The organism is Mesorhizobium sp. CNPSo 4684 (genome assembly GCF_057784315.1).
Genome location: NZ_JBWLUX010000030.1, coordinates 75,156 through 86,234, shown reverse-complemented (window position 1 = coordinate 86,234; position 11,079 = coordinate 75,156). Strand labels below are relative to the sequence as shown.

Sequence of the window (11,079 nt, the reverse complement as noted above, 5' to 3'; positions counted from 1 at the left end):
GCCGAGCCGGAACCGGCTGAATACGTCAAGATTTGCGACGTTTACGGCTCGGGCTACTTCTACATCCCCGGCACCGAAACCTGCCTGCGCATCGGCGGCTATGTCCGCTACGACATCGGCGTCGGCGACGTCGGCTCGTTCGATGGTGCGACGTCCACCGACACTGAGGACGGCAGCAGCAATGACACCTACTACAAGAAGGCCCGCTTCTCGCTGAAGACCTGGACCGGCCAGGAAACCGAGCTCGGCACCTTGAAGACCTACACCGAGACCCGCTTCAACTTCCAGAACAACAACCGTGATTCGGGCGCGGACCAAGAGGTCAACGCTGCCGGCAACACCGGTGCTTCGCTGAACTTTGCGTGGATTCAGCTCGGTGGCCTGCGCGTCGGTAAGGACGAATCGGCCTTCAATACGTTCATCGGCTACGCCGGCAACGTTATCCAGGATACGCTGGTTCCTTACGGCGATTTCGACACCAACGTCATCCAGTACTACTTCGATGCCGGCAACGGCTTCTCCGCCGTGATCTCGCTCGAAGAAGGCGCGGGCGCCGGCACTGACGGTGTCTACGGCGTCGGTACCATTGACAGCTACGTTCCGCATGTCGTCGGCGGCGTGAAGTACACGCAGGGCTGGGGCGCCATCACCGGCGTCATCGCTTACGACAGCAACTATGAAGAAGTCGCCGGCAAGGTTCGTTTGGACATCACCCCGATGCAGAACCTGTCGCTCTTCATCATGGGCGGCTACGGCACCGACGACAACCTGACGGATCCGGGCTATTTCTTCGCAGCTGGCGGTCGCGGCTTCTACAAGCAGTGGGACGGCAACTGGGCAGTCTGGGGTGGTGGCACTTACACCATCAACGAGAAGACCTCGTTCAACGCCCAGGTCTCGTATGACGAAGGTGAGAACCTCGGCATCGCAGCCAACATCGCCTACGACGTCGTTCCCGGCCTCACGGTCACGGCCGAAGTCGACTACGTCAATGCAGGCAGCATCGATGAGGCCGACGGCCTGAACCACAACTGGACCGGTATTACTGATGGCGACGACGCCATCGGCGGCATGCTCCGCTTCCAGCGCTCGTTCTAAGGGCTGGCTTTATACAGGTGAATACCAGCCCGGGCGCTTCAACGCCCGGGCTGTTTTGTTTTCGTGACTGGGTCAAGACAAGCAGAAGGAACAGGGGGAATCGGCAGCTGAACAGTCCGTAGGGTGAGTTCGTGGGATCCGCTGATGGGCGGATGAATTCACAACTGCGTGATTAAAATCTCTTGAAAGGACGCTTCCAAGCGGGTAGGTCTGACTCTATCCACTCGGGGGTGTGGCATTTGATGACCATCGAAGCGACGCAAGAGGGTGATCCCTCCGAACATTTCTCAATGTTCTCTTCTCAAACCTCGAAGATAAAATACAGCTACAACAAGATCAGAGAAGTAAAGTCGCACAGGGTCGGAGAGCTTTTTTCAGCATACCGAGACATACTCTGGGATGATGGGCGGCATAAGTACAATGTCAGCTCCTTCATCGGCGAAATAGACGAGATTCTCCTCGGAGAACGGTTCAGCGCCTTCGACCAGAGCACCCTCGACAACCTTATCGGCACCTTGCGCCAGCGCGGCAACAGCAACGCAACCATCAATCGAAAGATGGCTGCCCTCAGCAAACTGCTGCGCAAGGCTTACAAGATGGGGGATATCCACAGCCTGCCCGAGTTCCGCCGCCAGAAGGAGCGGGCGGGACGGATTCGGTTCCTCGAAAGGGACGAAGAGGCAAGGTTGTTCGCCGCCATCAAGAGCCGCAATGAGGATGCCTATCGTCTCTCGGTCTTCCTCGTCGACACCGGCTGCCGCCTTGGCGAAGCCCTCGGACTGATCTGGAACGACATCCAGGAACATCGCGTCTCGTTCTGGATCACCAAATCCGGCCGCAGCCGCACCATTCCGATGACCGAACGGGTCAAAGAGGTGATCAAACTGCCGCCTTCGGAAGGCCGCAGGCCCAAAGGTCCGTTCACAAAACTCAGCCAGGCGCAGTTTCGCGCCATCTGGAACGATGCCAAGGCCGAGGTCGGCCTCGGCGCCGACGACCAGGTGGTGCCGCACATCTTGCGCCACACCTGCGCCTCGCGTCTTGTCCAGGGTGGCATCGACATCCGGCGCGTGCAGATGTGGCTCGGCCACCAGACGCTTTCGATGACCATGCGCTATGCGCATCTGGCCACCAACGATCTCGACGGTTGCGTCGTCGTGCTGGAGACGCCGCGCGGCGAGGGGCTGTCCGGCGAGAGCTCGATGTTCGCATCGCCGCTGACCACGCCTTCAACGGCAGCGCCGAAGCAAAAGGGCGCGGCGGCCGCGGCGAAAGCGGCCAAGGCGCCCAGGAAAAGCTCGAAAGCCAAATAGTTTCATCGAGCCACTCATATACTGAAAAGATGGCCCCAGGATCATATTTGATCTTGGGGTTTACTTTGTTCGAGCCGTGTTTTCCGCCTTGTCCAGGAAAGCTGCGATGGCGCCGGGCAGATCGCCTGTCTCCAGGAAGGGCGCGTGGCCCTGGCCATCGACCGTGATCGCTTCCATGCCGGGATGGCGCTTGCCCATCTCTTCGAACGTCTCCACCGACAAAAGTTTCGAGTTGGCGCCACGTATGGCAAGCGAAGGTATGGCCGCTAGCGCCTCGAACTGCGGCCACAGATCCGGCAGCGGCTTGCTGAAGTCGACACCCGCCAGCGTCTCGACCAGCCTTGGGTCGAAATCCGGCACCAGCCCCTGGTCCGTCTCGTGATAGAGAGCCGACACCATCCGTTCCCAGTCCGCCTCCGCGAGGGCGGGAAAATCTCCGCCATGCGCGCTGCGTTGGGCCTCGATCGCCTCGGCGCGGCTCTTCGGCTTTGGTGCCGGATCGAGATAGGTGCGGATATGAGCGAGCCCGTTCGCTTCGATCACCGGGCCAATGTCGTTGAGCACAATGGCTTTAAGCGCGGCGGGTCGCAGCGCGCCAAGCACATGGATGATGAGCCCGCCGCGCGACGTGCCGATGAAGGCCGCTTCCGCGATGTCGAGCGCCGCGAGCCCGGCGAGAATGTCGCCGGCCTCGATGCCGACATTGTAGTGGCCGATTTCAGGGTCATAGGCCGATTGGCCACGGCCGCGATAGTCGAAGGCGATGACCTTGCGCGGATGGTCGGCCCGCCGCGACAGATAGAGCGCAAGCTCATGAAAGTCGCGCGCGTTGCGGGTCAGGCCGGGCAGGCAGACGACCGGCCAATGGCCAGAATTTGCCCCACCGTAGATGCGAGCGTGAAGCTTGAGCCCGTCTGGCGCGGTATAGAAGAAATTGGAAAAATTCGGCTCGCCGGACATCGAATCCTCGACCTTGCTGGACTGATCCGGACAGCTACAGGCGAGGGCAGGGATGGTCAAATGGAGAGCGCGACGTTGAAGCTGCTGATCTCCCCCCTTGCGGGGGAGATGGCCGGCAGGCCAGAGGGGGGGTGTGAAAGAATGCTGGTCTGAATCGTTGCCGCCGGGAATGAGCCAATGCATATGCGATCCCCCTGCCCGCAAGGGGGAGATCGGCAGCTTCGGCTAGGTGCTTGCCGAGCCTCAGCTCCGCCCGTTCACCAGGTCGCCGACAATGTCGTACTTCCCGGAAATGCGCATCTTGTAGACTTCGTAATTCTCCACCACGCGCTGCACGTAGCTTCTTGTTTCCGTGTAGGGAATCCGTTCGATCCAGTCGACGACCGCGTCGATGCCCTTGCCGCGCGGGTCGCCATATTTGGCCACCCATTGGGCGGCGCGGTTGGGGCCGGCATTGTAGCCGGCGAAGGTCAGCACATAGGAGCCGCCGAAGCGGTCGAGCTGCTCGCCGAGGAAGGCCGCGCCCAGCGTCGCATTATAGCCGGCATCGCTGGTCAGCCGATCCTGCGAAAACGTCAGCCCGGCCTTCTTGGCCAATTGTTTGGCGGTGCCCGGCATCAGCTGCAGCAGGCCGCGTGCGCCGGCGCTGGAGACGGCGCCGACATTGAACTCGCTTTCCTGGCGCGCGATCGCATAGGCCAGCGCCTTGCCCGAGCCGGAAATGTCGGCGGTGTCGGGAATGACGCCCAGCGGATGCGACAGCGCGCCGACATCGATGCCGCGCGCGCCGGCGATCTTGCCGACCTTCAGCGCCATGAAATGATTGCCCTGCTTTTCCGCCAGAACGGCCAGCAGTGCCAGTTCGCCGGGGCTGGTCAACTGCCCGGCGAGATCGCGATAGAGCGTCTCGGCATAGCGGTCATAGCCCGCTTCCTGCAGCCGCTTGATGGCGCTGACCGCTTCGCGTCCGTCAAAGCTTTGGCGGTCTGCGGTGCTTGGCTCGGGATAGACGATGTTCAGCGTGCGCAGACCAACTCGTTCCGCCGCCAGTTGCCCGTAGAAAGTGGTGCCATAGGCGGCCGCCTTGGTGAAATAGGTCTTCGCATCGCCGGGGCCGCCGACTTCCGCCGCGCGGCCAAGCCAGTAATAGGCGCGCGACAGAGACATCGGCCCCTGCGCGAGGTCGGCGATGCGGGCAAAATGAGTCGAGGCCGTCGCGGGATCGTTGAGGCCGCGCAGCGCATACCAGCCGGCGTGGAATTCAGCCTCGGCGGCACTGGCGGGGCTTTCGGCGGCATGCGCGGCAACGATCTTGTAGGCAGTCTTCCAGTCGCCCTGGTCGACCAGTGCGCGCGACAGCACGCGGCGCTCGACCCACCAGGCATCGGGATCGACCAGCGCGTCGCGATTGGTTGGCGCTTTCATCACCAATGCGGCGGCATCCGCAAACTTCCGCTGCTTGCGCAGATACTCGGCTTGCGCGAAGAAATAGCCGGCCGATTGCTGCGCCGCAGGCACCGCCTTCAACAGCTTGGCCGCGTTCTTGTCACCACGCGAGACGGCGACCCAGGCATCGGCCAGCGGTTGCGCACCGGCAAGCGCTGCGACCCGCAGCGCCGAATTCTCCCGGTCGGCATAAGACATCCGTTCCATACGGAAACGATGGTCGGCAGCCGGGATAATAGTGCCAAACTCGTTGATGACCGACGCCTCATCCTTCGCTTCCAGTTTTTCGGTGCGCCAGAACGGCGTCAGCACCGAGAGCGCCGCTTTGATGTTGCCAAGCGCCATATAGGAGCGGGCCAGGATCACCACGCCTTCGAAGGTCAGCGGCTGGCTGCCATCGAAGGCCTTCACCACGGTCTGCGGCGACGGGCTTTCGCGGTAGAGCGCGCGCTCGCTGTTCTTGCGCAGGGCGATGGTGCCCGGCCAGGTCGGCAACATCTTTGCGGTATCGGCAATCTCGCTGCTCGGCACACGGTCGCCGCCATATAGCGCGATCGCCCAGGCAAGGATATGGCGGTCGAGCGAATTGGCCGGCAATGTCTCGCGTACTGCTCGTGCAGCGGCAATATCGCCGGTCGCCAAGGCGTCGAGACCGCTTTTCAACATAGAGACACTGGCGGAGGGCGCATCAGTCTGCGCGCCGTCCTGCAGGCCAGGCATCGGGATCGACGAGGTCGTCTGCTCATCGACGCTCTCGTTTGTAGCCGTCCCTGCTATCAGCAGGGCAACGGCCCCAAGCAATACGAAGCGGCGGGGCCGACTGGCCGGCATGATCCTGATCTTTCCCTAGTGCGGCACTTTAAATGGCAAACCCAGGTGCCTGAGAGCCTAGACTTAGGTCGTGAAGAGCCCGTAAACAAAGGGTTATCGAGGCCGTTCGAATTGCGCTCGCTGGCACCATCGGCATGCTTGCCGCTGAACAGTGTCGAGACTATGGTGCGCGGCTTCGCTTTCGGCTAGAAGGCGCCGACGCTAAAACACACCAAGAAACCGAAAAGTCCCAAGGAGTTGGACGACATGCTGAGAGGCTCGCTTACTGCGCTCGTGACACCGTTCGAAAAGAGCGGGCGTTTCGACGAGAAAGCCTTTCGCGCTTTCGTCGAGTGGCAACTCGCGGAGGGCACCACGGGCCTCGTCCCGGTCGGCACCACCGGCGAGTCGCCGACGCTGTCGCACGACGAGCATCGCCATGTCGTCAAGGTCTGCATCGAGGTCGCCAAGGGCAGGGTGCCTGTCGTCGCCGGCGCCGGCTCCAACAACACCGCGGAAGCGGTCGGTCTGGTGCAATATGCCGAGCAGGCGGGCGCCGACGCGGCTCTGGTCGTCACGCCCTATTACAACAAGCCGACGCAGCGCGGGCTCTACGAGCATTTCGCGGCCGTCGCCCGGGCGACCAGCCTGCCGATCATCATCTACAACATCCCGCCGCGCTCGGTCATCGACATGATGCCTGACACGATGGGCCGGCTGGCGCACGACTTCAAGAACATCGTCGGCGTCAAGGATGCCACCGGCAAGGTCGAGCGCGTGTCCGAACAGCGCGCCACCTGCGGCAAGGAGTTCATTCAGCTGTCGGGCGAGGATGCCTCGGCCCTTGGTTTCAACGCGCATGGCGGCGTCGGCTGCATCTCGGTGACGTCGAATGTCGCGCCCAGGCTATGCGCCGAGTTCCAGGAGGCCACGCTGTCCGGCGACAGCGCCAAGGCACTGGAGTTGCAGGACCGTCTGTTGCCGCTGCACAAGGCCATCTTCCTCGAGCCCGGCCTGTGCGGCGTCAAATACGCGCTGTCGAAGATTGGCAAGGTCGAGAACGTTGTGCGCTCTCCGCTGGTGACGATCGAGGCATCGACCGCCGAGAAGATCGATGCGGCGATGAAGCACGCCGGCTTGATAAATTGAGGATGAGGCGCCACCTCTCCGCATCATGAATCAAGTCAGAAAAGCCGATCCCAACAACAAGACCGTTGCGGAAAACCGCAAGGCGCGGTTTTCCTATGAGGTCCTCGACACGGTCGAGGCCGGCCTGGTGCTGACCGGCACCGAGGTCAAGTCATTGCGCCAGGGCCAGGCCAACATCCAGGACAGTTATGCCTCGGTCGAAGGCGGCGAGATCTGGCTGATCAATTCCTATCTGCCGGAATATCTGCAAGCCAACCGCTTCAACCATGAGCCGCGCCGGCGCCGCAAGCTGCTGCTCAACAAGCGCGAGATGGCAAAACTGTCGCAAAGCATTGAGCGCGAAGGCATGACGCTGGTGCCGCTGAAGATTTATTTCAACGACCAGGGCCGCGCCAAGCTGCTGCTCGCCGTCGGCCGCGGCAAGAAACTGCACGACAAGCGCGAAACCGAAAAACAGCGCGACTGGTCGCGCGAGAAGGGCCGGCTTCTCAAGGAACGCGGGTGAGGGGCCTCGGAGAATAGCCTTAGAAAAGCCAACGGTTTGGCTTTCAAGGGTTTCGACCAATCAGCCACGACGATGAACAGGGGATGGTCTTGAAGAACCGGATCATCCTTTGGGGTGCGGCCAGTCTGGTAATTGCCGGCCTCGTTGCGGCAGGCGGCTTCTTGTATTTCCAGACCTTCTCGCCGGATCGGGACAGCTATCCGGTCAGGGGCATCGACGTTTCCCATCATCAGCGCGAGATCGACTGGCGGCGCGTTGCGGCCGATGACGTCGCTTTCGCCATCATCAAGGCGACTGAGGGTGGCGACCATGTCGACGATGCCTTTGCCAAAAACCTGCGCGAGGCCCGTGCGGCTGGCCTTGCGGTCGGCGCCTACCACTTTTTCACCTTCTGCCGGCCGGGCGCCGACCAGGCGAAGAATTTCATTGCAGTGGTGCCGCACGATCAGCCGCTGCTGCCCCCGGTCGTCGACATCGAATTCGGCGGCAATTGCCCGCAGCGCCCGTCGCCGCAACAGCTGGGCACGGAACTCCAGGCCTTCCTTGGGCCGGTTGAAGCCGCGTTCGGCAAGCCGGCGATCATCTACCTGACCGACGAGGCTAAGGACGCCTATGCCGAACAGATAGCTGTGCGACCGCGCTGGCTACGCTCGCTGGCGATCAAACCGAGCGAGGACGGCTGGATCTACTGGCAGTACCATAATATGGGCCGCGTCGACGGCATCGAGGGCGATGTCGACCTCAATGTGCTGCAGGGCGGGCAGCAAACGCTGGCTGAGTTGTTTGCACCATCTGCACAACCGTCGCCATCGCCCTGAATCAGGCAGTCTTGGCCGCAGGTCTGGCAACAGCCGAAAAGGCCATTCCCGCAGCCATGATCACGATGGCGGCGAACTGGGTGCCGGTCGGCGTTTCGCCGAGCACCGTCATGGCGATCAGGACAGTTGCGATCGGCACGCATGGCATGAACAGCGATGCCGTTTGCGACCCCAGCTGCCGGACGACATAGGTGTAGAGGAACATGGCGGCCGCACCTGCCAAAAACCCTTGAATGACGATCTGGCTGGCGATCTCGGCCACTGATGCGGCGCGCAGCCCGTTCGGGGCAAAGAAATAGAGCAATGGCAGCGGCACGCATGACAGGAGCACGACCGTTGCGGTCGCCGTGACCGGATTGACGCGCCAGCGCCGCACGAGAACGGCATAGGCGGCAAACATTGCGCCCGACGCGATGAACAAAAGATCACCGAACAGGACATCCTTCACGCCGTTGCCGGGGCGCACCGGCGCGATGAAAAGGATCAGCCCGGCGATGATGGCGGCGACGCCGATGGTTCGCTGGCGCGAGGCTTTATCAGTCGTAGCCATGTGCGACAGCACGAACGAGAAGAACACGATCGAGGCAGGGCAAAGTGCCGCGCCATGCGCGGCGGGCGCATAGGTCAGGCCCCAATTGATGATGATCGGGTAGGGCAGTCCGGCCAGCGCCGCCAGCGTCAAGGCACGTCTCCAGCCCAATGCCTTGATGGTCGCCAGGCCGCTTCTCCAGACGACCGGCAGCATGACCATGCCGGCGCCGATAAAGCGCAAGGTCGCGAGATCGGTCGCCGTCAGATGCTCCCGCAGGCTGAACCGGGCGGCGACGAACTGCAAGGCGTAAATGCCGATCATGGCCAGGCCGGCAGGAATTGCCCGCTTCGTGTTTCGGTCCTCTGCCGCGCGCATTCTCATCCCGTTGGATCCTGCCGGCGGAGGTTTCTTCCTCTAGCGGCTCTCGTTTAAAGCGCAGCCTATTGTTGAAAATGGTGCGACAAAATATGCTGTTTTCGCAATCGGGAAGTGAAAATCACACAACAGGGGCACTACAAACGTGAATCATGAATCCGATCAGCTTGATGCCATCGACCGCAGCCTGCTGCGGTTGCTGCAGGAGGACGGTCGCCGCACCACGCTCGATCTCGCAGCCCGAGTCGGCCTGTCGCCGACCGGCGCCAGCCAGCGGGTGAAGCGCCTGTTTCGTGACGGGTTCATCACTGCCGTCCGGGCCGTGCTCAATCCGCAAAAGATCGGCCGGGGCACGCTTGTCTTCATCGAAGTCAGGCTCGACCAGGCAGCGCCGCATGTGTTCGACCGCTTCGCCGAGGCAGTGGCGAAAGCCCCCGAAGTGCTGGAGTGCCACATGGTCGTCGGCGGCTTCGACTATCTGGTGAAGGCGCGCATTTCCGAGATGGCCGCCTATCAGGATTTTCTCAAGCGCGTGATCCTGCCGCTGCCGGGTGTGCGGGAAACCCACACCTATGCGTCGATATCGGATGTGAAGCCGGACGCGCTGCTGCCGGTATGAGACGACACTTGGCAGCCCTCAGCCCCGCAGGAATGCGGCGATGTCGCTGAAGACCTTGACGAACATGGCTTCCGTCAAAACACCGGTGTTGGTGTTGTAGCGCGAGCAGTGATAGCTGGAAAACAGTGTAACAGCGCCGGCCTCGAGCCGGCCACCATGTTTGAATGGATAGGCGGCGACGCGCTGGCCCAGCGCCCTGACCGTCGACTGGTGAGCGATCGAACCCAGCGCCAGCACTGCACGCAGCCTGGGGAAGCGCGCAATCGTCGGCACCAAAAAACTGCGGCAGGTAGCGATCTCGGCGCTGACCGGCTTGTTCTCTGGCGGCACGCAGCGCACCGCATTGGTGATCGCGGTGCCGACGAGCAGCAAGCCGTCGTCGGGCCGCGCCTTGAACTCGCCGCGCGCGAAGCCGTGCGCGATCAGTGTGGAATAGAGCAGGTCGCCGGCATAGTCGCCGGTGAACGGCCGCCCCGTCCGGTTGGCGCCGCGCAGTCCGGGCGCCAGTCCGACGATCAGCAGCTCGACGGCGCCGTCGCCTTCTGGCGGCAAGAAGGTCGGCACCGGCGCGTTGAACCAGGACGGCTCGCGCTGCCGCCAGTCTGCGATGAAATCATGCAGGCGCGGGCAGAGCGGGCAGTCGCGGTCGGGTTCGGAAGCGGCGTTCAAGGCGACCGCTTCTCAATAGTCTTCCTCGTCGACCTCGGCCGGCTCGGGCCGGCGCACCGGCCGCTCGGATGGATCGCGGCCGACCTCGTTCTTCAGCGATGTCAGGTCGATGAAGTGGTCGGCCTGGCGGCGCAGATCGTCCGAGATCATCGGCGGTTGCGAGGCCATGGTGGAGACGATCGAGACCTTGCGGCCGCGCCGTTGCAGCGCTTCGACCAGCGTGCGGAAATCGCCATCGCCGGAGAAGATGACATAGTGGTCGACGACATCGGCAAGCTCCAGCGCATCGACGGTCAGCTCGATGTCCATGTTGCCCTTGATCTTGCGGCGGCCGGTCGAGTCGGTGAATTCCTTGGCCGGCTTGGTCACCACCTTAAAGCCATTATAGTCGAGCCAGTCGATCAAGGGACGGATTGAAGAGTATTCCTGGTCCTCGACCAATGCGGTGTAGTAGTAAGCACGCAGCAGATAGCCGCGCTTTTGAAAGCTCGACAGCAGTTTGCGGTAGTCTATGTCGAAGCCGAGTGCCCGCGAGGTGGCGTAAAGATTGGCGCCGTCGATGAAAAGAGCGATTTTTTCACGGGGGTCGAACATGGCAATATTCCTTTTTCGAAATAGGTGGCGGACTAATCGAAATGGGTCTGATATATCGGTCGGCTCGTAAATAAACCGGCTGACCTTTCGTCAACCGAGATAGCGCCAGTTTTACGGCAATCCAAGGGTGCCTGGGGCGACTGCAAGCAATTGTGATCGGGGCCGTATCGCCGCCGGTGGGCGAGCTTCGC

At 62.1% G+C, this 11,079-nt stretch carries 11 protein-coding genes; 6 read left to right on the top strand and 5 right to left on the bottom strand.

Annotation, left to right across the window (positions count from 1 at the left end; genetic code table 11):
* Together AC04SG_RS25025 and AC04SG_RS25020 are read left to right on the top strand one after the other, a co-directional pair.
* A partial coding sequence (locus AC04SG_RS25025; RefSeq protein ID WP_488553213.1) for a porin occupies nt 1-1,098 on the top strand: 1,098 nt, incomplete at its 5' end.
* 239 nt (nt 1,099-1,337) lie between these two features.
* The gene (locus AC04SG_RS25020) at nt 1,338-2,411 is read left to right on the top strand and encodes a tyrosine-type recombinase/integrase (protein WP_488553212.1); all 1,074 of its coding nucleotides are present in this window, start codon (nt 1,338-1,340) and stop codon (nt 2,409-2,411) included.
* Between the two features lie 60 nt (nt 2,412-2,471).
* Here the strand turns inward: AC04SG_RS25020 and AC04SG_RS25015 are convergent, their stop codons facing one another.
* Both AC04SG_RS25015 and AC04SG_RS25010 read right to left on the bottom strand, forming a co-directional pair.
* The gene (locus AC04SG_RS25015; protein WP_488553211.1) at nt 2,472-3,371 is read right to left on the bottom strand and encodes an alpha/beta fold hydrolase; all 900 of its coding nucleotides are present in this window, start codon (nt 3,369-3,371) and stop codon (nt 2,472-2,474) included.
* A gap of 243 nt (nt 3,372-3,614) precedes the next feature.
* Nucleotides 3,615-5,648: a lytic transglycosylase domain-containing protein gene (locus AC04SG_RS25010; protein WP_488553210.1), complete on the bottom strand. Its 2,034-nt coding sequence runs from the start codon at nt 5,646-5,648 to the stop codon at nt 3,615-3,617.
* A 246-nt stretch (nt 5,649-5,894) separates the two neighbouring features.
* Between AC04SG_RS25010 and dapA the strand changes: the two genes are divergently transcribed.
* The 3 genes from dapA to AC04SG_RS24995 all read left to right on the top strand — a co-directional run bounded on the left by dapA (nt 5,895) and on the right by AC04SG_RS24995 (nt 8,099).
* Nucleotides 5,895-6,776: a 4-hydroxy-tetrahydrodipicolinate synthase gene (dapA, locus tag AC04SG_RS25005; protein WP_488553209.1), complete on the top strand. Its 882-nt coding sequence runs from the start codon at nt 5,895-5,897 to the stop codon at nt 6,774-6,776.
* Between the two features lie 25 nt (nt 6,777-6,801).
* Nucleotides 6,802-7,281 carry an SsrA-binding protein SmpB gene (gene smpB, locus AC04SG_RS25000; RefSeq protein WP_025583626.1) on the top strand — a complete coding sequence of 160 codons (480 nt, stop codon included), beginning with the start codon at nt 6,802-6,804 and terminating at the stop codon, nt 7,279-7,281.
* Nucleotides 7,282-7,370: 89 nt separating this feature from the next.
* Nucleotides 7,371-8,099, top strand: coding sequence for a glycoside hydrolase family 25 protein (locus AC04SG_RS24995; RefSeq protein ID WP_488553215.1), 729 nt, complete (start codon nt 7,371-7,373; stop codon nt 8,097-8,099).
* A gap of 1 nt (nt 8,100) precedes the next feature.
* Here the strand turns inward: AC04SG_RS24995 and AC04SG_RS24990 are convergent, their stop codons facing one another.
* Nucleotides 8,101-9,012, bottom strand: a complete 912-nt coding sequence (locus AC04SG_RS24990; protein ID WP_488553208.1) for a DMT family transporter — start codon at nt 9,010-9,012, stop codon at nt 8,101-8,103.
* Nucleotides 9,013-9,151: 139 nt separating this feature from the next.
* On the opposite strand from AC04SG_RS24990, the gene AC04SG_RS24985 reads away from it, so the two are divergent.
* Complete coding sequence (locus AC04SG_RS24985; protein WP_142867694.1) at nt 9,152-9,625, top strand: Lrp/AsnC family transcriptional regulator; 474 nt, start codon at nt 9,152-9,154, stop codon at nt 9,623-9,625.
* A gap of 18 nt (nt 9,626-9,643) precedes the next feature.
* On the opposite strand, the gene AC04SG_RS24980 is transcribed toward AC04SG_RS24985, so the two are convergent.
* Nucleotides 9,644-10,294, bottom strand: coding sequence for a uracil-DNA glycosylase (locus tag AC04SG_RS24980; protein ID WP_488553207.1), 651 nt, complete (start codon nt 10,292-10,294; stop codon nt 9,644-9,646).
* Nucleotides 10,295-10,306: 12 nt separating this feature from the next.
* The gene (locus AC04SG_RS24975) at nt 10,307-10,888 is read right to left on the bottom strand and encodes a LabA-like NYN domain-containing protein (protein ID WP_112560724.1); all 582 of its coding nucleotides are present in this window, start codon (nt 10,886-10,888) and stop codon (nt 10,307-10,309) included.
* Between the last annotated feature and the right edge of the window lie 191 nt (nt 10,889-11,079).

Bases quoted from the DNA above. Each gene is read 5' to 3' on its own strand.
- AC04SG_RS24990 (WP_488553208.1), bottom strand. From the start codon at position 9,012: ATGAGAATGCGCGCGGCAGAGGACCGAAACACGAAGCGGGCAATTCCT.
- dapA (WP_488553209.1), top strand. From the start codon at position 5,895: ATGCTGAGAGGCTCGCTTACTGCGCTCGTGACACCGTTCGAAAAGAGC.
- smpB (WP_025583626.1), top strand. From the start codon at position 6,802: ATGAATCAAGTCAGAAAAGCCGATCCCAACAACAAGACCGTTGCGGAA.
- AC04SG_RS25015 (WP_488553211.1), bottom strand. From the start codon at position 3,371: ATGTCCGGCGAGCCGAATTTTTCCAATTTCTTCTATACCGCGCCAGAC.
- AC04SG_RS25010 (WP_488553210.1), bottom strand. From the start codon at position 5,648: ATGCCGGCCAGTCGGCCCCGCCGCTTCGTATTGCTTGGGGCCGTTGCC.
- AC04SG_RS24975 (WP_112560724.1), bottom strand. From the start codon at position 10,888: ATGTTCGACCCCCGTGAAAAAATCGCTCTTTTCATCGACGGCGCCAAT.